Annotated in this window: 23 protein-coding genes and 1 pseudogene; 17 read left to right on the top strand and 7 right to left on the bottom strand. The window is 37.0% G+C overall.

The window, feature by feature from the left end:
- Window positions 1-258 precede the first annotated feature (258 nt).
- Window positions 259-1,867: pseudogene (locus tag IPM14_13100) on the top strand (amidohydrolase).
- A gap of 12 nt (window positions 1,868-1,879) precedes the next feature.
- Here IPM14_13100 and IPM14_13095 read toward each other — a convergent pair.
- The 5 genes from IPM14_13095 to IPM14_13075 all read right to left on the bottom strand — a co-directional run bounded on the left by IPM14_13095 (window position 1,880) and on the right by IPM14_13075 (window position 7,055).
- Window positions 1,880-2,308 carry an endonuclease domain-containing protein gene (locus IPM14_13095; GenBank protein MBK9099032.1) on the bottom strand — a complete coding sequence of 143 codons (429 nt, stop codon included), beginning with the start codon at window positions 2,306-2,308 and terminating at the stop codon, window positions 1,880-1,882.
- A gap of 77 nt (window positions 2,309-2,385) precedes the next feature.
- Complete coding sequence (gene prmA / locus IPM14_13090) at window positions 2,386-3,228, bottom strand: 50S ribosomal protein L11 methyltransferase (protein MBK9099031.1); 843 nt, start codon at window positions 3,226-3,228, stop codon at window positions 2,386-2,388.
- Window positions 3,229-3,231: 3 nt separating this feature from the next.
- Window positions 3,232-4,668 carry a D-alanyl-D-alanine carboxypeptidase/D-alanyl-D-alanine-endopeptidase gene (dacB, locus tag IPM14_13085; protein ID MBK9099030.1) on the bottom strand — a complete coding sequence of 479 codons (1,437 nt, stop codon included), beginning with the start codon at window positions 4,666-4,668 and terminating at the stop codon, window positions 3,232-3,234.
- A gap of 1 nt (window position 4,669) precedes the next feature.
- A complete protein-coding gene (locus IPM14_13080; protein ID MBK9099029.1) occupies window positions 4,670-6,043 on the bottom strand; it encodes a YchF/TatD family DNA exonuclease in 1,374 nt (457 codons plus the stop codon).
- 10 nt (window positions 6,044-6,053) lie between these two features.
- On the bottom strand, window positions 6,054-7,055 hold the full coding sequence (locus IPM14_13075; GenBank protein ID MBK9099028.1) for a phosphoribosylformylglycinamidine cyclo-ligase: 1,002 nt from the start codon (window positions 7,053-7,055) through the stop codon (window positions 6,054-6,056).
- 223 nt (window positions 7,056-7,278) lie between these two features.
- On the opposite strand from IPM14_13075, the gene hrcA reads away from it, so the two are divergent.
- The 13 genes from hrcA (at window position 7,279) to IPM14_13010 (ending at window position 19,262) form a co-directional block, all read left to right on the top strand.
- The gene (hrcA, locus tag IPM14_13070) at window positions 7,279-8,322 is read left to right on the top strand and encodes a heat-inducible transcription repressor HrcA (protein ID MBK9099027.1); all 1,044 of its coding nucleotides are present in this window, start codon (window positions 7,279-7,281) and stop codon (window positions 8,320-8,322) included.
- Between the two features lie 22 nt (window positions 8,323-8,344).
- Window positions 8,345-8,977, top strand: a complete 633-nt coding sequence (gene grpE, locus IPM14_13065) for a nucleotide exchange factor GrpE (GenBank protein MBK9099026.1) — start codon at window positions 8,345-8,347, stop codon at window positions 8,975-8,977.
- A gap of 5 nt (window positions 8,978-8,982) precedes the next feature.
- Entirely contained in the window at window positions 8,983-10,131 is a 1,149-nt protein-coding gene (gene dnaJ, locus IPM14_13060; GenBank protein ID MBK9099025.1) for a molecular chaperone DnaJ, read from the top strand.
- 156 nt (window positions 10,132-10,287) lie between these two features.
- The gene (locus tag IPM14_13055) at window positions 10,288-10,707 is read left to right on the top strand and encodes a ComEA family DNA-binding protein (protein ID MBK9099024.1); all 420 of its coding nucleotides are present in this window, start codon (window positions 10,288-10,290) and stop codon (window positions 10,705-10,707) included.
- A gap of 27 nt (window positions 10,708-10,734) precedes the next feature.
- A complete protein-coding gene (locus IPM14_13050) occupies window positions 10,735-11,298 on the top strand; it encodes a hypothetical protein (protein MBK9099023.1) in 564 nt (187 codons plus the stop codon).
- 10 nt (window positions 11,299-11,308) lie between these two features.
- Window positions 11,309-11,836: a hypothetical protein gene (locus tag IPM14_13045; GenBank protein ID MBK9099022.1), complete on the top strand. Its 528-nt coding sequence runs from the start codon at window positions 11,309-11,311 to the stop codon at window positions 11,834-11,836.
- 62 nt (window positions 11,837-11,898) lie between these two features.
- A complete protein-coding gene (locus IPM14_13040) occupies window positions 11,899-12,231 on the top strand; it encodes a hypothetical protein (protein MBK9099021.1) in 333 nt (110 codons plus the stop codon).
- Between the two features lie 7 nt (window positions 12,232-12,238).
- Window positions 12,239-12,796: a 16S rRNA (guanine(966)-N(2))-methyltransferase RsmD gene (rsmD, locus tag IPM14_13035; protein ID MBK9099020.1), complete on the top strand. Its 558-nt coding sequence runs from the start codon at window positions 12,239-12,241 to the stop codon at window positions 12,794-12,796.
- Window positions 12,766-14,880, top strand: coding sequence for a VCBS repeat-containing protein (locus IPM14_13030; protein MBK9099019.1), 2,115 nt, complete (start codon window positions 12,766-12,768; stop codon window positions 14,878-14,880). The genes rsmD and IPM14_13030 overlap by 31 nt, the downstream gene beginning before the upstream one ends.
- Before the next feature lie 10 nt (window positions 14,881-14,890).
- Entirely contained in the window at window positions 14,891-16,234 is a 1,344-nt protein-coding gene (locus IPM14_13025) for a choice-of-anchor B family protein (GenBank protein MBK9099018.1), read from the top strand.
- A 20-nt stretch (window positions 16,235-16,254) separates the two neighbouring features.
- Window positions 16,255-17,586 carry a choice-of-anchor B family protein gene (locus IPM14_13020; GenBank protein ID MBK9099017.1) on the top strand — a complete coding sequence of 444 codons (1,332 nt, stop codon included), beginning with the start codon at window positions 16,255-16,257 and terminating at the stop codon, window positions 17,584-17,586.
- Window positions 17,570-17,845: a T9SS type A sorting domain-containing protein gene (locus IPM14_13015; protein MBK9099016.1), complete on the top strand. Its 276-nt coding sequence runs from the start codon at window positions 17,570-17,572 to the stop codon at window positions 17,843-17,845. The genes IPM14_13020 and IPM14_13015 overlap by 17 nt, the downstream gene beginning before the upstream one ends.
- Window positions 17,846-17,855: 10 nt before the next feature.
- On the top strand, window positions 17,856-19,262 hold the full coding sequence (locus IPM14_13010; protein ID MBK9099015.1) for a hypothetical protein: 1,407 nt from the start codon (window positions 17,856-17,858) through the stop codon (window positions 19,260-19,262).
- A gap of 286 nt (window positions 19,263-19,548) precedes the next feature.
- Here the strand turns inward: IPM14_13010 and IPM14_13005 are convergent, their stop codons facing one another.
- The gene (locus tag IPM14_13005) at window positions 19,549-20,376 is read right to left on the bottom strand and encodes a DUF2334 domain-containing protein (protein ID MBK9099014.1); all 828 of its coding nucleotides are present in this window, start codon (window positions 20,374-20,376) and stop codon (window positions 19,549-19,551) included.
- Between the two features lie 63 nt (window positions 20,377-20,439).
- Window positions 20,440-21,282, bottom strand: coding sequence for a neutral zinc metallopeptidase (locus IPM14_13000; GenBank protein MBK9099013.1), 843 nt, complete (start codon window positions 21,280-21,282; stop codon window positions 20,440-20,442).
- Window positions 21,283-21,442: 160 nt separating this feature from the next.
- Here IPM14_13000 and coaD point away from each other — a divergent pair, with 160 nt between their 5' ends.
- From coaD to pckA, 3 genes are all read left to right on the top strand, one after another.
- Complete coding sequence (gene coaD, locus IPM14_12995; protein MBK9099012.1) at window positions 21,443-21,925, top strand: pantetheine-phosphate adenylyltransferase; 483 nt, start codon at window positions 21,443-21,445, stop codon at window positions 21,923-21,925.
- A 535-nt stretch (window positions 21,926-22,460) separates the two neighbouring features.
- The gene (locus IPM14_12990; protein MBK9099011.1) at window positions 22,461-23,678 is read left to right on the top strand and encodes a pyridoxal phosphate-dependent aminotransferase; all 1,218 of its coding nucleotides are present in this window, start codon (window positions 22,461-22,463) and stop codon (window positions 23,676-23,678) included.
- Window positions 23,675-25,327 carry a phosphoenolpyruvate carboxykinase (ATP) gene (gene pckA, locus IPM14_12985; protein MBK9099010.1) on the top strand — a complete coding sequence of 551 codons (1,653 nt, stop codon included), beginning with the start codon at window positions 23,675-23,677 and terminating at the stop codon, window positions 25,325-25,327. Before IPM14_12990 ends, pckA begins: the two co-directional genes overlap by 4 nt.
- Window positions 25,328-25,356 lie beyond the last annotated feature (29 nt).

Raw genomic sequence — 25,356 nt, 5'->3', positions numbered from 1 at the left:
TCTAATTGGCCTCTAACTGTTTTTAAAAATATTCGTCTGCCTGTTTGACATAAAATAGCCCCAATGCAAAAAAATTCCCGTCCATTTATGGATTATTTATATTTGCACATCAACATTCATCAAAAGAAATTTATGAAACATACATCAATAATATTCTTCGTCCTCATTATAATTCATTCAATCCTGCCTGTCCGGCAGGCAGGCATTCAATCATTCAACCTGTCCGCCGGAACTTTAGTGAAGGAGGATCATTCTATAATGGCTCAAACAAAGCTAACCGCTTTCATTAACGGAAAAATTTATACAGTAAACGAAAACCAGCCGTACGCAGAAGCAGTGATCGTTGAAGGAAATAAAATAAAATTCGTCGGCTCAACCAGTGAAGCAAGAAAATTCATCGATGCAAATACAGAGGTGATTGATCTCGAAGGAAAATTGTTGCTGCCGGGATTTAACGATGGTCATCTTCACTTTACCAGCGGCGGACATTATCTGCTTGGGATAAATCTTCGTCCCGCTCTCAGCAAAGAAGAGTTTGCTGAGATGATTCAATCGTACATTTTAAAAAGAAGTCTTCCACTTGCAGCCTGGATAACCGGCGGCAGATGGGACCACGAACTCTGGCCTGATAAAACACTTCCCACAAAAGAGCTGATTGATCCGTTTACAGAAAACACTCCCGTTTTTGTCAGCAGAATAGATGGACACGTTGGTCTTGCAAATTCAAAAGCACTCGAGCTTGCAGGAATAACAAGAAATACTCCCGATCCTGCCGGAGGATTAATTGAAAGAGATGAAGACGGTAATCCGACCGGAATTTTAAAAGACAATGCAATGGATCTTGTTTTCAAAGTAATTCCTCCTCCATCGCTCGAAGAAAATGTTGAAGCCGCTCTCCGTGCGCTTGAAGAAGCAAGACAGCTTGGCATCACAAGCGTACAGGATATGACTCAGCCGGATGAGTTTGAAGCTTATAAAAAAATTCTCGCCGATGGAAATCTTACCTGCCGTATTTATTCCGTTTGGCCGATTGATAAGTACGAAGACATCGTCCGTGCAGGAGTTACCGTCGGTAATGAAGAAGGTTTTCTGAAACGCGGCGGATTGAAAGCATATGCAGATGGTTCTCTTGGTGCAAGCACTGCGTGGTTCTTTGAACCGTATGTTCAGGATCCAACAACATCAGGATTGGCGATTGATATTGTAACGAACGGTAACCTTGAAAAATGGGCAACCGATGCAGACAGAAATCGTCTGCAGATCTGCACTCACGCTATCTGGTGACAGAGCAAATGCATTCATGCTCGATCTTTACGAGAAGATAAAAAATGTAAACTCGCCCTGGGAAAGAAGATTCAGGATTGAACATGCACAACATCTGCGCAGAGAAGATATAAAAAGATTTGCTGAGATCGGTGTGATTGCATCAGTACAGCCTTATCATTGCATTGATGACGGTGTATGGGCAGAAAAAAGAATTGGTCCTGAAAGAATAAAGACAACTCACCCATACAGATCATTATTAAATAACAACGCTGTAGTTGCATTCGGTACCGATTGGCCAGTTGCACCGCTTAATCCTCTTTACGGAATTTACGCAGCAGTCACCCGCCAGACTGTTGACGGTAAAAATTCCACTGGATGGATACCTGAAGAAAAAATATCTGTTGAAGATGCGATCAGGTGCTACACTTTAAATGCTGCGTATGCTTCGTATGAAGAAAAAATAAAAGGGAGCATTGAAGTCGGCAAGCTCGCAGATTTCGTTGTGTTGAGTGATGATATTTTAAGTATCGATCCGGAAGAAATAAAGGATGTTGTTGTTGAGATGACAGTTTTTAACGGCGAGATTGTTTACCGAAAGTAGAAACGTTTTGGCTTAATCTGGATTTCCACCACCCCGTCCCTTCGGGCCACCCCTCCTCAATTGAGGAGGGGATTTTTTAATTAAATTTGCTTTAAATTCTTTGACAATTTTATTTAACGAGTATTCAAGATTTAATAAAATTTCAATATTCTCGAATCTTAAAACTTTTATATCCAACTTATTTAGATAAGCTGTTCTTTCCTCATCATACTGCTTTATCTCTTCATCGAAATGAAAATCACCATCGAGTTCGATAACCAGTCTTTCCTCAGGACAATAAAAATCTACTATGTAATCACTAATGCTATGTTGTCTTCGAAATTTTCTCCCATTCAATTGCTTTCTCTTTAAGTGATTCCATAAAATAATTTCTGCTGCAGTAGATTTATTTCTAAGGTCCTTCCTCTTCTGCTCGAGATATTTTTTATTATAAATTCTCATACAAAAAATTCCAAATAATCCCCTCCTTATTTAAGGAGGGGTCTCCCGATGAAATCGGGAGGGGGTGGTTATGGCATCTACATTAGCACCACCGCAATCCACTCACCCAGCTTTTCAACTTGCAATGTATTAAATCCAAGCGAGTGATATTTCTTTTCGTATTCATCCTGATCTGAATCAAGCAAACCTGAAAGAATTACTACTCCGTTTTTCTTCAATCGTGATTTTATTGCTTCAGCTATCTCAAGAAGCACATTCTTCTGGATGTTCGCAAGAATCAAATCAAAATCATTTTCTTCAACATCATCAATTACACCGGTTAGTATGTAAACTGAATCACCGACCTGATTTAACACACAGTTCTCATTACAATTTTCAAGACAGACTTCATCATTATCGACAGCAACAGCACTTGACGCACCACGCTTAATTGAAGCAATTGCCAGTATTCCCGTTCCTGAGCCAACATCAAGAACTTTGATCCCGGGTTTGACATAATTTTCCAAAAGTCTGAGAATTAATTTTGTTGTCTGATGCTCTCCAGTACCGAATGACATTTTCGGATCGATTGTTAAGACTATTTCGTTTTCTTTTGGTGAGTAATTTTTAAAAGTTGGTTTGATGACAATTCTTTCCGAAATACGGATTACTTCCCTGCTCTTTTCCCATTCTTCATTCCAGTTTTTATCTTCGAGTATTTCTTTTTCAACTTTGAAAGAAGTAATGAGATTAACAGCCTGCAATTTTTTCAATGAACTTTCGATTGTCTGAATGCTAATGTCTGTATTTTCTTCACAGAATATTTTTATGTGATCAGTTTCTTCGGTTAAGCCAGTGATTTCAAACTCCCACATTAATCCTGATAACAGTTCAGGATCAAATGGCTGAGCGTAAATCTTATATACTAAATATTTTTTCATTAGCTACTCAAACTCAGCTAGCAATTCACAAATTTTATTCTGAAAAACCCTCGCTTTCGAAGATTCATCAACATAGTTCTGTATCAAAATTGAGAATGCAAGCAGGTGACCATTCTTTGCTGTTACATAACCGGAAAGATTACTTACTCCGTTCAGAGTTCCCGTTTTTGCATGAACATTGTTTTGAGCAGAAGTATTCTTCATTCGATTCTTTAATGTGCCGTCAACTCCGGCAACAGCCAGTGAGTTGTAAAAAAGTTCGAACAAATCTCTCTGATCATAATACATATACTTCAGCGTTTCAAGGATTAATTCCGCTGAAAGTAAATTATAATGCGAAACACCTGAACCATCCGCTATTGAAAAATCATCAGAATTAAATCCAGCAGAATCAATTAATCTTTTTACCGCAGCAAGTCCATCGACCGCAGAAGCAGGAGCACCGGAATCTTCATAAGCAATTGCGTAGATCAGCATTTCAGCACTTAGGTTGTCACTATCCTTATTAACAACCGAAAGAACAGTATCAATAGAACGATAAATAGATGTAAGGTAAACGGAATTCTTATCTAAATTTTTAACATTAGTCTGCTCATCAACTGATATGCCTTCTTTTTCCAATTCCTCTATGAATAAAGTAAGAAAGAATCTTTCAGGATAGAGAACGTTTACGATCGAAGAATATTCATTGTGTTTCGAACTGCTTACTTCACCACTTACAAGAATTGTATTTTTTTTATTTACCCAATCGCGTGTAACTAAAATATCTGCAGCAGCAGCTGAACCAATCGTCACTGAAGTGTTTACAACACTCACATATTTAGTATCAGGTAAAAGTTTAACAACTGCAGGTGAATCTATTTCTGCTTCGTCAACAAAAACTTGAATTGAATTTTCGTTTATGTTCAAAGCACTCAAGTAAGGTGCGCTTGGTTCCGGATCATCATCCCACATCCATCCTTTGCCCCAATAAATTGAATCTTTTTTAGATATATCAGCATAAACTCCGCCAGTAATTTTTTTTATGTCAAGTGATTTAACAACTGCAACTAGCGAATGCAGATCCTGAAGAGAAAAATTCGGATCAAATCCGCCAACTATATAAAGATCTCCGAATAAAGTTTTTCCTTCAATAACTCCTGTGTGATAAAGATCGGTTCTGAAAGAATAATACTCACCACGATTTAGAAGTGCCGCCGCAGTAGTAAGCAGTTTCATATTTGAAGCAGGACGAAGAAGAAGCTTATTGTTTTTTTGAAAAAGTGAAATGCTGTCAGTCAAATCAAATATATCAATCGCAATTAATGTTTTGTCAAAGAAAGGATCGTTGATGAGTTCAGTGATATCGGATTCCAGATGCTGATGATTAATTTGGGAAAATATTATTGATGTGAATAGAAAAAGGTAGCTAAGAAGAAAATATTTTGGAATGATCTTCAATTTAACTTTCCGAAGTGAAGAACTCTCTTACTCTGAATTCAGCACCGATTTCTTCTTCGGTTATTTTTCTTGCACGTTCGATATCAACTTCATCGATTGAAACAATTGACATTACAACCTTCTCAACAAATGGTTTGGATTTTTTTGCAAAGTCAATCATTTCATCAAAATAGGATTTATCGAGCCCGACCAATTCGGAATATTGTTTTGGATCGAATGTATTGAGACTTATTGAAACAACATCAATCAAACCTTTCATCTCAGGAGTAATATCTTTTTTGTTTATGATATTTCCATGACCATTTGTGTTAAGCCGCGTTCTTCCACCATTTGCTTTCACAAAACGGGAAATATCTTTCACTACATCCCATCTGATTGTCGGTTCACCATAGCCGCAAAAGACAATTTCATTATAATTTTTTGGGTCACCGATTTCATTTATGTATACATCGGCAGAAGGTTCCTCGCCTCTTTCCATTCCGAGATTGTAGCCTCTGAGAACGGGATTATCTTTTCTTCTGCAAAATGAACAATGCGCATTACAGCGATTAGTAACATTTATGTACAGCGAATTACCAAGCTTGTAGGTAAATGCTGTTTCAGGTTTGCTTCCGATTCCAAATATTCTGAATGCATTGAACGAAGTTATTTTTGCCACATCTTCAATTCTGAGATTATGAAGTTCGGCAATTTTATCTGCAATAAATTTTACGTAAGAAGGTTCATTTCTTTTTCCACGATGCGGAGTCGGAGTCATAAAGGGAGAATCTGTTTCTAAAAGTAAATGCTCAGTAGGAATATGCTTGAGAATGTTTCTGAGACCATCCGCTTTTTTATAAGTGATATTTCCTGTAAATGAAATCATGAAGTTCATTCCAACAAGCTCCATCGCATGTTCGAGCGATCCGTTGAAGCAATGAAACTGACCTTTCAATCCTGCACCGCAGTAACTTCGGATAATGTTCATCATGTCTTCATCGGAATCGCGATTATGGATAATGATCGGCAAGTCCAACTTCAACGCAAGATCAATTTGTGCTTTGAATGCTTCAATCTGTTTTTCTTTCGGAGAGAAATCATAGTAGTAGTCCAATCCGATTTCACCGATAGCAACAATCTTTTGGTGTTTAGCAAGCTTTTCAATTTGAGGGATGAAAGATGAATTCCAGTCTTTTGTATCGTGTGGATGAACTCCGACAGCACCGTAAACCATTTCATACTTTTCAGTTAGTTGAATTACTTGTTCTGCAGTCTTTAAATCTGTTGCAGGAACGAGAATGTAATCAACTCCGTTTTGCCTGGCGTTGGATATAATTTCGTCCAGTTCACCTTCAAAGTTGGGATAGAAAAGATGTGCGTGAGTATCTATTAACATAAAGTGATTGTTAGATTTTATCTACTTCGCCAATGATAATAAACTGTTCGTTCATTTCATTGGAAAGTTTTAATGCAGCAGTAACTTTTTTCTTTGGGATGACTATCACAAGACCGATTCCCATATTAAATACTTCTCTCATCTCTTCATCAGGGATTTCACCTGCAGCTTGTATGAGTTTGAAGATTTGCGGGACTTCCCAGTTGCTCCAGTTAATATTCAAATTTAAACCTTCGGGAAGAATTCTTTTTGTATTACCTATTATCCCGCCTCCGGTAATATGTGACAGACCTTTAACTTCAATTTTATTTTTTAAGCTTCTTATTAATTTCAGATATGATCTGTGAACTGAAAGAAGCTCGTCACCCAACGATTTATTAAGTGAAGGAATTTTTTCATTAAGCTTATATTTTTCAAGAAGAACTTTTCTTGCTAGTGAAAAGCCGTTTGTGTGAAGTCCGGAAGATGGAACTCCTATCAGCACATCACCCGAAACAATTTTTTCTCCTTTAATGATTTTTGATTTTTCGACTACTCCGACGATTGATCCGGAAAGATCGTAATCACCAGCTTGATAAACTCCGGGCATCTCCGCGGTTTCTCCGCCAATGAGTGCAAAGTCATTTTCTTTGCAGGCAATTGAAAATCCTTTTACTATTTCTGCAGCAGTATTCGAGTCAAGCTTACCAAAAGCCATATAATCCAAAAAGAAAAGCGGTTCTGCTCCGCAAACTGCAATATCGTTCACACAATGATTTACCAAATCCTGACCGATTGTATCGTGTTTTTTTAGTTCGATTGCAATTTTAAGTTTTGTCCCCACTCCATCCACGCTGGAAACCAAAACGGGTTCTTTGTATTGTGAAAAATCTGGCTGGAAGAATGCACCGAAAAGTCCAATATCTGTTAAAACTGATTTGTTAAAAGTTGATTTTGCATATTCTTTTATTTTATCAACTGTCTCGTCACCGGCTTTAATACTAACACCTGCTTCTTCATATTTCTTAGCCAAGTTGGATTCCCTTCAATCAAAAATTAAAATGAATTTTCCCGTTGAAAATTAAGCAGATAAGCCATCTTATTCAAAGCAATAGCTTTTGAGATGCTGAATATTTTCTATTCTGAAATAATGTTTTAATTGTGACCGATTGAGTACAAACTCATCCTATGCCTGCAAAATTTTGCTTAAATTTGATATATTTGCGCCTCGATTTTATACCAGACAAATACTAAAAATGGAAACGGAAGAATTAAATCAAAGAGAAAAAGCGATACTTCGATCGATCGTGCAGCAGTTTATTTTAACTGCAACACCGGTCGGTTCAAGAAATATCACAAAAAAGTATGATATCGGTTTTTCACCGGCTACGGTAAGGAATGTAATGTCTGATCTGGAAGATTCAGGATATATTAATCATCCACATACATCTGCCGGACGCGTGCCGACTGATAAAGGTTATCGGTATTATGTCGATTCACTTATGGACGTGGACAGGATAAATACCAAAGAAAGAAGTATGACTGAAAACAGTTTTGGTCAAATACTTGACGAAACTGATGACCTGGTTCGGGTCACTTCCAAATTGCTCAGCTCAATTACTAAACAAATCGCCTGTGTAACTTATCCTAATCTTGAATCTGGCATACTTGAGAAGATCCAAATAATAACTTTAACTTCAACAAGAATTCTGGTGGTGATTAGTATAAAATCCGGACTCGTAAAAACTATCACCATGGAGCTCGATACAGAAATGAAAGAAACTCATATAGAATCTGTGCAACTTCTGTTGAATGAAAAATTGTCAGGTTTAAGTCTTTCAGAAATCAGAAATACTTTCAAGGAAAGATTCATTGATATTGAAGATGATCAGAAACCAATAATCAGGCTTTTTGTTGATTCGGTTGATAAACTATTCAGAGACGAAGTACGTACTGATCGTCTGATTGTAACCGGAGCTAAGAATGTTATTCAACAGCCTGAGTTTGAAAATCCGGAAAATTTCCAGAGTATAATTGAACTAATAGAAGATAAAGATGTAATAATCCACATAATGGATAAATCTTCCGGATCAAAAAAAGAAGAAGTTTCAATTTCAATAGGCAGTGAGCTTATTGATAAAAAACTTCAGGAGTATAGTTTCGTTAGTAAAGAATATAAATTCGGTGAAACAAGCGGAACGCTCGGAATTATTGGTCCGAAGAGGATGGAGTACTCCCGCATAGTTGCAATTGTAGATTATCTCGCAAAAGTTTTATCCGAACATTTAAAATCACGTTAATTAAAACAGGAGTAGATGAATTATGAACAAACATAAAAAAGATAAAAACCACGAAGAACAAAATATCGAACAGGAAGAAATAAAATCAGAAGATACTTTACAACAAGGATCTGAAGAACCGGCACAATCAGAAAAGTCCGATGCAAAAATTGCAGAGCTTGAAGCACGAGTAAAAGAATGGAACGATAAGTTTTTAAGGAAAGCTGCCGAGTTTGAAAATTATAAACGAAGAACTGAAAACGATCAGTTTAATCTGATTAATTATGCTGCGGAATCTTTCATCATCAAACTGCTTCCAGTGGTTGATGATTTTGAACGGTCGATGGAACATATCGATGATATCGATAATAATAAATCAGTGAAGGATGGAATCAAATTAGTTTATGAAAAACTCCTGAAACTTCTGAATGAACAGGGAGTGAAAAAAATGCAGACTAAAGGCGAACCATTCAACGTTGATTATCATGATGCATTAATGCAGAGAAAGGACGATTCTGTTCCTCCGCACACAGTACTGGAGGAAGTTGAATCTGGCTATTTGTATCGAGATAAAGTAATAAGGCATGCAAAAGTAATCGTCAGTGAAGAATCAACAGATGATAGTCAGATATCGAATGAAGGTTCTTCCGAATCATCTACAGAGAAAGAGAATTAATTTAAATGACTAGGAGAGATTATTACGAAGTTCTTGGTGTTACAAGAAATGCCACGAAAGAAGAAATAAAGAAAGCTTACCGTAAACTTGCAATGCAGTATCATCCCGACAGAAATCCGGGTGATAAATCTGCCGAAGATAAATTTAAAGAAGCAGCAGAAGCATACGAGATACTCAGCCACGATGATAAAAGAAATAATTATGACAGGTTTGGTCACGAAGGAGTAAGAGGCAGCGGTTTTGGTGCTGAGGGATTCTCTAACGTCAACGATATCTTTTCGCATTTTTCTGATATCTTCGGCGGCTCATCAATATTCGATGAATTTTTTGGTGGAACTCAGCGAGGCAGATCACGTCGTCGCGGTGCCGGAACACCTGGCTCTGATTTACGTGTTACACTGAAACTTACACTCGAGGAAATTGCAACCGGCACATCAAAAAAAATAAAAATCAGGAAACAGGTAAAATGTAATGATTGTAACGGAACAGGTGCCCAGGCTGGTACGTCATTAAAAACTTGTCCTGCTTGCAATGGAACCGGTGAAATAAAAAGTGTTTCGAGATCAGTGTTCGGACAATTCGTAAACATAACAACTTGCAATAACTGCAGTGGCGAAGGACAGGTTGTTGATTCTCCCTGCAGAACCTGTTCCGGCGATGGAAGAGTAACTGATGAATCAACTTTAAAGATTGATGTACCTGCAGGTGTTGAAGATAGTAATTATATGACGATGCGAGGTGAAGGTAATGCAGGAAAACGCGGAGGTCAGCCCGGCGATATAATTGTTGTATTCCAGGAATTGCCACACGAACATTTTATTCGTGAAAAAAATGACATCATTTATAACTTGTTTCTTTCATTTCCACAGGCAGCGCTCGGAGCAGAAGTAGAAGTTCCTACACTCACCGGAAAGTCGATGTTAAAAATTGAACAAGGAACTCAACCCGGAAAATTATTAAAGATGAAAGGAAAAGGAATACGACATCTTAATTACTCCGGCAGCGGAGATCAGATCGTGAGGATTAATGTTGCAATTCCCCAAAAGCTGAATTCAAAAGAAAAAGAATTAATCAAACAGCTTTCTGAAATGCCGAATATCAAAACTTCATCTGAAGATGAAAAGAAAAATTTCTTCAGCAAATTCGGATTGTAACTGTTCGAAGAGAATGATCGAATAAATTGGAATTAATTTAGTTGTTGGTTTTTAATGGTATTATGTCTTCATTTGATCAATGTTTGAAAAATTATCTAAAAAATTGGTTTTACTCAAACAGAAATATCAGTAATCCTCTTTCTTGCAGGATTATTTTTGTTGGGTTTCATTTATGTAGAATTTTTCAAACAAAGTGATAACGATACGGAATATTTTGACTATACAAAGCAGGACAGTTTATTTTACTATTACTCGAATTTGAATCCCGAGATAGATCCGGAAGATTCGCTATTAATCAGCGACCTTGAAATTAAAAAACGGGTGCTGGAACTCTCAGATACTTTCGCATATACTAAGAAAGATATATCATCCTTAACAGAAAAGAGCATAAATCTTAATAAAGCTGGAATAAATGATTTAGTTAAACTTCCCGGTATTGGTGAAAAAACTGCTGAAAAAATCATTCAGCTAAGAGATGAAAGAAAAGGCTTTAAGAGGTTAGATGAGCTTATGGATGTTAAAGGAATAGGCGAAGTGAAGTTTAACAAAATTAAAAAGTTTTTATATATTGAGTAGGCAAACAAAAAATTTTTTCCCGGAGGAATGATGAAATCCCAAGCTAGCGATCCCTGGTATATACACGCAGTTCTCTACCTTGTTATCGCAATATTGACTATTTTGTTGATTAAAGTTGCAATTATTGATCCAAAAGATGCTGTTGAGCAAGAGAAGTTCTACCGGACTGAATCAAGACTTAGAATGAATAATATCAAAGCAGCACAAATATTGTTTCAAAAGAAATTCGGGAATTATACAGATAACCTCGATATGCTGGTGCAGTTCATCCGGGAAGATAAGTTTGTAGATAGTGTAATGAATGGCTTCGATTCATTAACGATGAAACCTTCAAATCCATTTAAACCGCTAGCACATGGTGAGTTTACTCCGGAAAGCTTAAAACTTTCCCCTAAATCATTCCAGCCATATATCATTCAGATAGATACCTCCATGTCTATTGATACAACCATAAACCGTCGTGGTGTTGTAGTGAAGATTGATACCACGCGTGTGCTTGGAACAAAATATTTTCTCGAAGATCCTGATGGGTATGGAACGGTTGGTGATCTCTATAATGACGCTTTGAAAAATACTTCCTCCTGGGAGTAATCCCGGATAAATGGATGTTTTCCAGAGCTACGCCGTTGTAAACGTAACAGCTTCGCGGTTGCAATTTATAGAGCTGGAAAAAATATCAAACCAGATTTTTATAAGTAACATTGGGCAAACTTTTTTAAGTCCATCAATTAATTTTGATGAACCAGTTGAAGATATCATCCTTCCTCAGCTCCAGAATGCTTTCGATGAGATTAAAATCAGATGCAATTTTAAAAGCAATCTGGTTTCTTTTACACTTCCATCTGAACTATTCTACACAATCCAGCTTCCATATGATGCTAATTTGACACAGAAGGAAATCCGGGAAGAGTTTAACTGGGAAATTTCGCAACTATTCCCTTTCATTCCTGTTGATGATCTTGCAATGAAATTTTATGAGCTTGATAATAAATTTTTACCCGGAAAAAATAATGCTCTCGTGGTTGCTCTTCCTAAAAAGTACTTAATCTTATTAAAAAATTTCTGCTCAATAAATAATCTTCAGCCGAGACTGGTTGATAATGCGCAATCAGTGCTAATAGTTTCCTAAATGCAGTGATGAATGAAACGAACAGGTCAATGAGCATTAATATTTTCAATTCGAGGAGCTCAATGACACTATTTGTAAACAATTTATCAAAACCAGCCTTCGTAAAAGTATTTAATAAGCATAATGGAGAAGTGATCAGCTCAGTACTGAATGAACTCAGGATGGATCGATTCAGCAAAGTATTTAATCAGCCTCCGGTAAATGCATGGATTGCAGGCGAAGACTTCGGGTCCGATTCCTTGGAGCAGATGGAACAGGAACTTAAAATAAAATTTGATGTCTTCAACCCTTTTGACTTTGTTCGATTTAAAGAAAATTATGAATCTCATGAAATACCTATAGATTATTTTAGTTCATTTACACCTGCAGCCGGTGCTGCTTTACGTTTTAATTAAAAGTAAAATGCGATTAAGAATAACATCCGGAGAACTTAAAGGAAGATATATCAATGTTCCCAAATCCGATCTCGTCAGACCAACTACCGAACGAGTGCGGGAGACAATTTTCAACATTCTCATTAATAAAATTTCTTTTGAAGGAATAAAAGTTCTCGATCTTTATGCTGGTTCCGGTGCACTTGGATTCGAGTGTTTGAGCCGAGGTGCCGATGAGGTTCATTTCGTTGAAAAGAATGCGGTGATCTATCGTAATCTTGAAGAGAACATCCAAACGCTTCAAGCCGGAGAAAGATGCAAAATATTTAAAATGCCTGCTATAAAATTTTCTTCCATGAATCCTGCTACTGAATATGATTTAATCCTTGCCGATCCGCCTTTTTTCAAAGATGATATTTATATTGTCGTTGGAAATATTTTAAAGAATAAATACCTTCGCACCAATTGTTTTATGATCATAGAAAGATCAATTCAAACTAAACAAAAGGATATTGACAATCTTGGAATTGAACCTTTCAAAATAATTGGAGATACTTGTCTTTACGAAATAAAATACTCAGAATAGTTACCATTCTATTTCTTTTTCCTTTTACATCAATTATTTCTCCGCAACCATTTCAAAGAGAGTTGAATACAATTCCTTTAAGCGATGCGGATGGATTGATACCCAATATTTTCAGCGGCGGACACAATAACCTCGAACATCAATTTGTGGATATAGATAACGACGAAGACCTTGATATTTTTTACCTGGATAGTGACAAGACTTATGGCTGGTTTGAAAACACCGGCACACGATTTAACCCGAATTTTGAATACTCACTTACTAATCCCTCAGGATTATTTTTTTCCAATTGGTTTTTCTTTGTTGATATTGATAATGACAACGATCTTGATTATTTCACGAGTAATAATGACCTGATTTCATTTTATAGAAATGATGGCAGCATGACTTCCCCGCTTTTCGTGCTTGCGAAGGATACTGTCCGCGATTTCGATGGTGAGCCAATATACAGTGAATTTGCGAGCAATGCTCTCTTTGCAGATATTGATAATGATGGCGACTATGATTTTTTTAGTGGTAATTCTGCCGGTACTGTTAAATTCTATGAAAATGTTGGAACGTCTGGTAGTTTTAGTTTTAAATTTATCACGAATGAATGGCAAGATCTTTACATCGTCGGAACAATAGCTGATAATCCTTTACATGGAGCCAGTTCACTGGATTTTATAGATATTGATGCTGACAGTGATCTTGATCTCTTTTGGGGAGATTTCTTCAGTAACAGCCTTTATATGATTGAAAACCAGGGTACACCGGCATCACCTGATATGCAGAGAATCTCCGATATATATCCTGTAAATTCAGACAGTGTGAACACAAGCGGCTTTAATATGCCAAGGTTTTGTGACATAGATAGCGATGGCGATTATGATTTATTCGTGTCAGTTCTTTATGATCCAACCGTTCCTCAGTCATTAATGTTTTACGAAAATGTTGGCAACTCTCAAACAGCCAATCATATTTTAAGGACTAAAGACTATCTCAAAACTCTCGATGTTGGCAACAACAGTGCACCGGTTTTTGCTGATATTGACAATGACGGAGATCTTGATATGTTCATTGGATCACTCAATAATCCAATTGGTTCGATTCACTTTCTTGAAAACACCGGATCGAAAAATAATCCAGCATATTATTATAATGATTCAGCTTTTTTCAATATTACCGGAGACTTGAGCGTCTCTCCGGAGTTTGGCGATATTGACAACGATGGAGATTTGGATCTTCTCGTTGGAAAACTTAACGGCACAATCGATCTATACACAAATACTGGTTCACCAAGTTCGCCAATTTTCTTAAACAGTATTTTGTTAAGAAATAGTAACGGGGATAGCATCGATGTTGGTTCGAGTTCAGTTCCTTTTTTAATCGATATTGATTCCGATTCAGATCTTGATCTTGTCTTAGGTGGATTCAATGGCAGATTTACTTTTTATGAGAATACAGGAAATGTATTCATACAAGAATTCACTTTGAATACAGGTTACTTTGCCGGAGTTGATGTTGGTGATAATAGTACACCCTATTTATTTGACTTTAATAAAGACGGAAATTTTGATCTGTTTTCCGGTAGCAGAAACGGTGAGTTGTTTTACTTTCAAAATGATGGGAACAATCTAACACCAATCTGGAATCTCATAACAAACAGATTCATACAAGACAATTTTGGCGGATACACCTTTCCAAATTTCGTAGACATTGATAATGATACTGATTATGATTTATTCCTTGGAAATGTTAAAGGTGGTCTATATTTTTACATCAATTCTGAAATAACAAATATTGCGGAGTGGGGATTAGAGCCAGTTAGCAATTATAAGCTCGAAGCATTTCCTAATCCCTTTAATCCAGGTACACAGATCAGAATATTTACTAAGGAAGCACAATTCACGACGATTGATATTTTCAATTCGCTCGGAGAAAAAGTAAAGTCTTTGCATAATGACTATATGCCCGCCGGTACAAACTCCTTTTACTGGTATGGAGATAATAACGCTGGAGTAATTTTGCCTTCAGGAGTTTACTTCATACTTGCTTCTTCTGACATAAATTCAGAAGCTATTAAAGTTCTGTTTCTTAAATAATAAAAAAATAATGACAAAATTTTCTGCTTCAGTATGCAGTATACTATTGCTTACTTCGCCTATTTTGCTTGGACAAAATATTAATTTGCTGGGTTCAATTAATCCATACCCTGGTACTGCCTACACAGATGTTTGGGGATATGAAGAAAACGGCAGAGAGTATGCATTTATTGGGATGACTGGTGGAACTTCAATTATCGATGTAACGGATCCGGCTAATCCGGAAGAAATTATCCAGATTCAAGGGCCAACTGCGCCTCCCTATGAATGGAGAGATTTTAAAACTCATTCTCATTATTTATATGTTACAAGTGAAGGCAACGGTAATGGCTCGGGTCTTCAAATAATAGATTTATCACAACTTCCCGATACTGCATTTCTTGTAAACACTTATAACCAAACATTCAACTCGGCGCATAATCTTTATATTGCTGATGGTTTTGCTTATGTAGTTGGAACCAGTCAGGGAGGAATGCATATACTTGACCTGTCAGATCCAATCAATCCTGTTCAATCAGCTTATTATTCTGCCAGCGGATATGTGCATGATGTTTACGTTTGGAATGATACTGCTTATGTCTCTTCGGCTGATACTTATGAGCTTGTGAATGTGACAAATAAATCAAATCCACAACTGATTAATCAGAGTTCTGTACTTCCGGGAATCTATGCTCACAGCGGCTGGTTGACTGAAGATAAGAGATATTTTATTGCCTGCGAAGAATTCAACACCAGAGATATTACTGTTTGGGATTTACAAGACAGATCATCTTGGGATTTGGTCGTTACCGGTTGGCAGATGACTGGAAATTCTCCAGTGCATAATTTATTCATACTTGGCGATTATGCTCATATAGCTTATTATAAAGATGGATATGTAGTTCTGGATATTTCTGATCCAGAGAACCCGGTGTTTGCCGGCCAATACGATACTTATCCGAGCTCGAGCGGCGGGACCTACAACGGTGCCTGGGGTGCATATCCTTATTTACCTTCCGGTAATATTTTAATATCCGATATGTCCACAGGGCTTTATATCTTTAAGTTTATTCCTTCTACAACTGTTATTGAAAACGAAAATACTGATGTTTCCGGTTTTTCCCTCGAACAAAATTATCCGAATCCATTTAATCCATCCACTCAGATAAAATTCACAATTGAGAAATCCGGATTCGTAAGCTTAAAAATTTTTAATGGAATTGGTCAGGAAATATCAACACTTATTAATGAAGAAAAAAATGCCGGAACTTATAAAGTAACTTTCAATGCATCAGATCTTCCATCAGGAATTTATTTTGCAAGACTTATTTCCGGAAATCAGACAGAAATTATTAAAATGAGTTTACTGAAATAACAATTAAACCAGAGGTCATAATGAAAATTCTCTTAACAATTCTTTTTGCTGCAGGTATTTTGGTTGCACAGAATAATGTTACGTTCCTAAGTAATCTGAATCAATATCCTTCTGCCGGATATAATGATATCTGGGGATATGTAGATGGTTTTGGAAATGAGTATGCTTTGCTTGGTGTCCAGACCGGGACTTCAATCATTAATGTTACCAATCCTTCACTCCCCGTTCAGGTGGCTTTTATTCCCGGACCAAATTCAGTATGGCGGGATATTAAAACTCATAGTACTTATGCATACATAGTCACTGAAGGAACCGGTACGGGAAGAGGTTTACAAATTGTAGATCTTTCTCAGCTGCCTGCTACAGCAACTCTTGTCAATACTATAGAAACCTGGTTTACCCGAGCGCATAATATTTACATTGATAATGGCTACGCTTATGTAATCGGAACAAATAATGGCGGAGGTATGCATATTCTTGATCTTGGCAATCCTGTGAATCCGACAAGAACGTTTTATTATACAGGGAGCAACTATATTCACGATGTTTATGTCTGGAATGATACAGTTGTTGCAGCCGCTGAAGATTCATATGATTTAATAAATGTATCGAATAAATTTAGTCCACAACTGCTTTCGGTTAGTATGAATCTTCCCGGAATTTATGCACACAGCGGCTGGATGACAGAAGATAAAAAATATTTTGTCGGAACTGAAGAGTTCAACGTGAGAGATGTAACGGTTTGGGATCTTGAAGACAGAAGCAGCTGGAATCTGACTGTTCCAACCTGGCAGATGCCCGGTTCTAGTTCCTATGTACATAATTTATTCATACTTGGTGACTACGCACATATTTCTTACTATACTTCCGGATATGTTGTACTCGATATTTCGAATCCGGCAAGTCCACAACTTGCAGGTCAATACGATACATACCCGACAAGTAATGGAGGATTTTACGATGGTGCGTGGGGATGTTATCCATACTTACCGTCAGGCAATACTTTGATTTCAGACATGTCAACAGGTCTTTATGTTTTGAAATTTAATGGATCAATTCCGGTCGAGCTTTCTTCATTCACTGCTGAAGTAATTGCAGATGATGTGAATCTTAAATGGACTACTTCTTCAGAAAAAAATAATCAGGGATTTGAAATACAGAGAAAACTTGATAATGAATATTACACTATAGGATTTGTAGAAGGAAATGGAACTTCAACAGAAATTAATGACTACTCTTTTATAGACCGCGAAGTTCAACCAGGAAGTTACTACTACAGACTAAAACAAGTCGACTTTGATGGAAGCAGCGAATACCTGATGAAATTTTGTAGAAGTGACAGGACCAGCTGAATTCTTACTTGAGCAGAATTATCCTAATCCGTTCAATCCAGCAACAAATGTGAGGTTTAATCTTCCGACTAATGAATTTGTAAATTTATCAATTTACAACCTCGTGGGAGAAAAAGTAAGTGAGTTGGTAAATGAGGTTCTTGAACAGGGTGAACATAATTTAACATTCAACGCATCCGATCTTCCTTCCGGAATATATATAGCAAAACTTTCTGCCGGTAATCTCAGCCAATCAATAAAAATGACTTTACTTAAATAGGAAATTAAAAATGCGAATCCGTTATAATCTTCTTGCTTTAATTCTAATATCAATAATTGCTTTTTCTGGATGTGATGAAGAAACAATTGTTCCTCTAGTTGATGAAACAAACAATGGCTTTCAGAAAAAGGAAGTTGCGGAAATCTTTGCCCAGAATTGTCTGGATGCAGGTTGTCATGGTAATTCAGAACCTCATCATGATTTGAAATTAACTTCCTTTTCTGAGATGATTAAAGGTTCTATTGGCAGACCTTTAGGTAATCATTCACATAAGCTTCTGACAAAAACTACTCACGGTGATGATGTTTACGGGGGAAGCCCAATAGTTCCTTTCAATGCGGAGAAAAGTCTTCTATATCAGCTCATCACAGGCAGTGTAGAGGATCAAAATCAACGAATGCCTTACCAGAGAAATGTGTTGTCACAATCTCAAATTGACATAATCAAGAACTGGATTAATGAAGGAGCTCGTGATTATAACGGTAATGTACCTTATTCAGGTGGACAAAAAATATTTGTTTGCAATCAAGGTTCAGATGAAATTTTTGAAATTGATGCTCAGTACAATGTAGTATCACGGATTATTAATGTTGATCAGATTGCATCAGTCACGGACGCACCGCACAACATTCAAATCCATAGCGGTTATTATTATGTCACATTGATAGCTGCCGGCCGTCTTCTAAAAATTGATGCTGCAACCAATCAGGTTGTTGGTCAGGTAAGCGGAATTGAAAATGCAGGTATGATACAAATAACCAATGATGGGAAAACGGCTTTCGTTTCAAGATCATCAACAGCACCAAGCATTTATAATGTGATTTATGCAATAGATACGGAAACGATGACTAAAAAAGCTGATATAAGCTTACCCGTAACAGGATTACCCCATGCAATCTGGTTAAGCAGTGATGATAAAAAACTTTACGTTGGAAACATGACAAAAGACAGGATTTCTATCGTAGATGTTGCAAGCCTTGAAGTTCTCGAGGATGATATTGTGCTTTCTGCTGGTGTTGATCCAACTCACGAACCAATGCACTTATATGTTTCACCGGACAACAAATATCTTTATGTAAACTGCAGGAAGTCCAGCCTGATGCTCATAATTAATCTGGTCACAAAACAAATTCTGCAAGAGCTTGTCATTAAAGAACACCCGATGCAATCTGCTATTTCAGAGGATGGAAATAAAATCTATACTGTGTCGCATCATGAACCAATAATAACAGAGATTACAAAGAACGGTGAAAGCTGGAGCATTACGCGGGAATTTACAAGTGAAGCATTTCATCATTTGTATGGAGCCGATTTATCTCCGGATGGAAAGTTTCTTTACGTAACTTGTTCAAACAACGATCCGAATCATCAGTTTGAAAGGCATTACAAAATCGCAGGTGAGGTTCGCCGTCATTAGTTTGTGTTTATGACGTAACTACAAAATGAATTGGTAAAAATTGTGGATGTAGGAAGCTTTGCGACAGGTATTGCTGCAAGACAAAACTAATTAATTTCTTCTGTTACCTTCATATTATAAAATTCGAATGGTAAAATAAAAGTCAACTCCTGTTCTTTCAGATAGCTAATAATTTTTGTGAATTCATTAAATTGATTTTCATTCCACATGTTGGGATGAATCTGAAAGACTATGTAGCTGCTTTTTTGATCATGGTTTTTTACAAATGATGTGAAATCCGGATTCCCTACCGGATACTCATTTCTGCACTCCTGCCCAGAACAAGTTTATTTGAGCCTTCCTGACCAAAAAACCAAACTTTTATTTCATCGAAAGCATCAAGAGCAATTTTGGTGTTATCATCAATTGCATTTCCAGGTGCTCCAAAAGTTTGCATTGTGAAACCAAGTTTCTGCTTTGAAAGATCAAGAGCTTTTTTAATTTGCTCTTTCTGAAATTCGAGAGATGAATTTCGGAATTCATCATACGGCTCGCCATTAGGATCAATCGCCCCCAACCTATGATCATAACCATGAATCCATAGTTCAATATAACCAGTTCTGTTAAGATACTTCAGCAGACCGGAATATCTTTCATCGTCAGTTTCAAGAGAATTTACTATTAGTCCGACACTCGCCTTAATTTTATCTGAAACCACATAGTGCAGAAAGCGCGTCCAATTTTCTGATATCACTTTAGTGTTATCATAGATAAGATCATCAGCTTTAAGAATTACAAGCTGTTTGAAAATAGAAATATTAAATGAAACTGATTTGCTTAGTTTGTCACCATAATAAATATCTAATTTAATTCGAGCTTCACCCGTTGAATCGGGTGCGTGAAATACTGCTTCACTGCCATTCGATTCTATTCTGCCAAGGTTGGTTTCCCATTTAAAATTAAACTGATTCAGAGATTCTCTTTTCGAAGTGATAATTATTTTTGCTGATTCATTGACTCGAACAAGTTTTGAGTAAGTAATTTCAAAGTTTGAATTGATATTTGGAGGATAAAAGGAAAATGCCGAAATAATGAATATTATAGAAAGAACTGCCATATAAAGAAGGTTTCTCATTGAAATCCGGGATAGTGAAGAATTGAGTATTTAAATTCGCTCAAATGATGTCCATATATTCAGTTAAAGATTTTCCGCATCAAAAGTATCACCATCATCAAGATTCCCGGCTCTGAATCCCTTATAAAACCACCTTTTTCTTTGTTCAGAAGTGCCGTGCGTAAAACTTTCGGGAACGACATAACCTTGCATACTTTTTTGAATTCTATCATCACCAACAGCGCTTGCAGCGTTCAATGCTTCTTCAAGATCACCTTCTTCAAGCAAGTCGATTCTATCAGCATAATGAGCCCAAACACCAGCGAGATAATCTGCCTGTAATTCCAAACGAACAAGATATTTATTGAACTCTTTTTCGCTCACTCGTGAACGAAGTGAATTTACTTTTTCATTAATACCAAGTAATGTTTGAACGTGGTGCCCGACTTCGTGAGCGATAACATACGCCATTGCAAAATCGCCGGGAGCTTTAAATTTATTTCTCAGTTCCTCATAAAAACTCAAATCAATGTATAATTTATAATCTCCGGGACAATAGAATGGTCCTGTCGCGGCACTTGAAAATCCGCATGCAGATTGAACGCTTCCGGTATACAGAACGAGTTTCGGGTATTGATACGTTAATCCTTCTTTCCTGAATAATTCTGTCCATACATCTTCAGTTTCTGCAAGAACTACTGAGACAAATTGCGCAAGTTCATTTTCCTCAGCAGTTCCCTGATAAGGAGAAGTTGTTGTCTGATTATCAAATTGCGAAGTGTTCATAATCTGGGAAGGATCACCACCAAGAAAATATATCGCGAGAATCAGAATAATACTACCAATGCCACCACCAACCATACCTTTGGAGTAACCACCGCGACGATCCTCGACATTGCTGCTTTCTCTTCTACCTTTCCAACGCATAATTTTCTCCTTAAAATATCTAAAAAAATATAAGTATAATATTTAAATCTTTTCTACAAATATCCTATCAATATCCACAAAAGCAAAGCTATTTTTTGTTAAGTCTTCCTAATGTTTAATATTTACACAGTCATTTACAAAATTATTGGTAGTTATAAATATGCGAAAAGTTTTATATCCCGGAACTTTTGATCCGGTTACTTATGGACACATCGATTTAATTAAAAGAGCAATTGAACTTTTTGACGCTGTAGTAGTTACAGTAGCAATAAATCCTGGTAAAGCTCCTCTTTTCACGACAGAAGAAAGAGTGAATATGTTAAAGGAGAGTCTCAAGCAATTTCCAAATGTATCGGTTGATTCCTTTGACGGATTGGTTGTTGATCATGCAAAAATTGTTGGTGCATCGGGGATTCTGAGAGGGCTTCGTGCAGTCAGTGATTTTGAATACGAATTTCAGATGGCATTAATGAACAGAAAACTGGCGAATGATATCGCCACTGTTTTTCTTATGCCTCACGAAAAATTCACTTATCTTAACTCAACAATTATCAGAAATCTTGCGAGCTTAAAAAGTGATGTAAGTGATTTTGTACCACCGATTGTTGCTGAAGCATTAAAGAAAAAATTTCAAGGTATGTAGGGTGTAATTTGGAAACAAAAAAGGGTGTCAGATGACACCCTTTTTATTTTGGGAAAAAATGATTATCAAGCTAAAAAAACTATGGTAACAAGCAAGAAAAGTGCACTGAAAATAAAACTTGTCACGATATTTAATGCGGTATCATTTTGCATACGACTGGACCAAAATTTTGTTAATGATTTATTAATTGATTGATTTTTTTCAAGAATTATACCGCCATAATACTGTCATTTAGTTTGTTTTTAGACTAAATTCTAAAGAAACAATGTAAATTCTACGCTTTCGAAGGTCATTTTTGGAGAAAAAATTTGAGCTGTTAAAGAAGTCTATAAACAGGATGACAGATTTGTCATTTACAATTTATCAATGAAGAAACTAAAATATTAATTCTTCGTTAGCCGGATTTATAACACAATAATTATCATTTCTCAAGCAGATCAATATCGATTTTACTTGTATCTGGCTTACAGTACAAATAATTTTCAATGGTTAATTTTTATTATTTAAATAATCATCAAAATACAGGGCTGAAAATATGAGCTTAAGTCTTATCGCTAAATCAATAAAGCCCTCTCCCACCCTTGCACTCAATGAAAAGTTTGCAATCTTAAAAGAGAAAGGTGACCCGGTAATTCACCTCGGCGGAGGAGAGCCAAAAACCCGTGTACCGATGGAAGCTATTATGGCAACCGTTGCACACGTAAATACAGGTGAAGTCAGGTATGCACCGGCTGATGGAATACCTGCACTCAAACAAGCAATCATCAGATACACAGAAGAATTTTACGACAGGAAAGTAACACCTCAACACATCATCGCTTCCGGTGGAGCCAAACAGGCATTGATGGTTGCGCTGCAAGCAATTCTTAATCCGCAGGAAGAAGTTATTTTTCCTGCACCGTACTGGGTAAGTTATCCGGATATGGCAAGATTAATTGGAGCAATTCCTGTTCCTGCACCAGCAGAGGATGGTACTTTCTATCCTAGATTAAAGGATATTGAAGATCGTGTTGGTTCATATACTAAAGCTGTTATAATTAATAGTCCTAACAATCCAACCGGTGCAATGTATTCCGAAGAATTTATTTCTGATGTTGTTCAATTCTGTGAGAAAAAAGATATCTGGCTGATAATGGATGATATTTATCATCGATTGATTTTTGATGGAAGAAAGCCAATCAATGCATTAAAGTATGCGAAGAAACAGGATGAAAACTCCAAGATCATAATCGTTAATGGAGTATCGAAACAATATGCAATGACCGGCTTCCGGATTGGATGGGCAGTTGGAAATAAAAAAGTAATTGCTGCGATGAGCAATATCCAGGGACATCAGACTTCCGGTCCATCTGTTCTTTTGCAGAAGGCTGCTGTCGGTGCACTTAACGGAATTCAATCCAGTGTTGAGTCATTAAGAGTTACTTTGGAGAATAACAGAAATGTTATGATCGATCTTCTTCATTCATTCGAGGGAGTCAAAGTAACAAAACCAGATGGCACATTTTATTGCTTCGCAGATTTCAGTGCTTATAATAAAAGTTCAAATGCTCTTTCAGCATTCTTAATTGATAAAGTTCAAGTGCTGACTGTTCCCGGTGCCGAGTTTGGACTTGAAGGTTATTTAAGGTTGAGCTACTGCGGAACAATCAAAGATATCCAGGACGGAATCGAGAGAATGAAATGGGCACTTGATCCTAATTCACCAAATGAACTCTACATCGGCGACAGAAAATTAGTGAGGGATTGGTCATGAGTAAATATTTAGAATTCGATACTCCGGCAACCAAGCAGGCGATGGAGCTTGCTTCAGATTTCAGGTTGAAGAACCAGGGATTTACAGAACTTGATCGTGTATTCTGGAATCTGCCGGATGAAGCTTTATATGAAGAAGCTGTTTTCAGAAATGAAGGAAAACTTTCCAAAGGTGGACCACTTCTTGTGAACACAAAACCTCACACTGCAAGAGCTGCATCAGATAAATTTGTTGTTGAAGAGCAATCAACAAAGGATAAAATCTGGTGGGGAGTTTACAATCGTCCTTTCAGCCAGGAAAAATTCACTGCTGTTATGGCAAGAGCAAGAGCATTTCTGCAAGGCGAAGAATTATTTGTTCAGGATGTTTATGCAGGTGCTGATCCTGATTATAGATTGAAAGTAAGAGTAATTACTGAGAAAGCCTGGCATAGTTTGTTTGCAAGAAATATGTTTCTGACTATCGCTAACAAAGACGAATTGAAAAATTTCATTCCCGATTTTACAGTTATCGCTTTACCCGGGTTCAAACTCGATCCATCAATTGATGGTACAAGATCTCAAACCGGAATTATTTTAAACTTCGCAGAACGAACTGCGATAATTGCTAATTCACTTTACGGCGGTGAAATTAAAAAATCAGTCTTTACAGTTTTGAATTTCCTTTTAACATTTGAAGATGTGCTTCCAATGCATTGCTCTGCGAACGTTGGGAAAAAAGGTGACGTTGCGCTCTTCTTTGGATTGAGTGGGACTGGTAAAACTACATTATCTGCTGATCCAAACAGATTACTCATCGGTGATGATGAACACGGCTGGAGTTCAAATGGAGTTTTCAATTTTGAAGGCGGATGTTATGCAAAAGTGATTCGTTTGTCAGCAGAAGCTGAACCTGAAATCTACGCCACAACAAAAAGATTTGGAACTATTCTCGAAAATGTTGTTTACGATCCGGTGAGCAGACATATTGATCTTGATGATGATATGATCACTGAGAATACACGATGTTCTTATCCAATTGATTTTATTCCGAATGTTGTGAAAGAAGGATATGTCCACAAGCATCCAAAGAATATTATTTTCCTGACTTGTGATGCATCAGGTGTAATGCCTCCGATAGCAAAACTTAATCCCGAACAAGCTCAATACCATTTTATCAGCGGTTACACATCAAAGATTGCTGGAACAGAAATCGGTCTTGGCATTGAACCACAGATAACTTTCTCGGCTTGTTTTGGTGCGCCGTTTATGGTTCGTCATCCATATGAATATTCACAAATGCTAAAAGAAAGAATGTTGAAGCACAAAGCTAACGTCTGGCTTGTAAATACCGGCTGGGTTGGCGGAAGATTCGGAGTTGGGAAGCGTATAAGCATTCGTCACACAAGAAATCTTTTAAATGCTGCTCTTGATGGAAAGTTGGACACTGTTAAATACAGAAAAGATAAATTGTTCGGATTTGAAGTACCTCTCTCTTGTCCAGATGTTCCCGAAGATGTTCTCGAACCATCTAACAGTTGGGGAAACAAAGACGAATACTGGAAAAAATACGATGCTCTCGCAGCACGATTTGTAGAAAACTTCAAACTATTTGCTGATGGAACTGCGGAGGAAGTGAAGAAAGCAGGACCGGTAAGGTTGAAAGCATAATTGAAAATTGTAGAGACGGATCAATGACC

It is taken from the genome of bacterium, from assembly GCA_016716565.1.
In the GTDB taxonomy this organism is placed as follows: domain Bacteria; phylum Bacteroidota; class Ignavibacteria; order Ignavibacteriales; family Ignavibacteriaceae; genus IGN2.
This window is presented reverse-complemented; position numbering and strand designations above follow the sequence as displayed.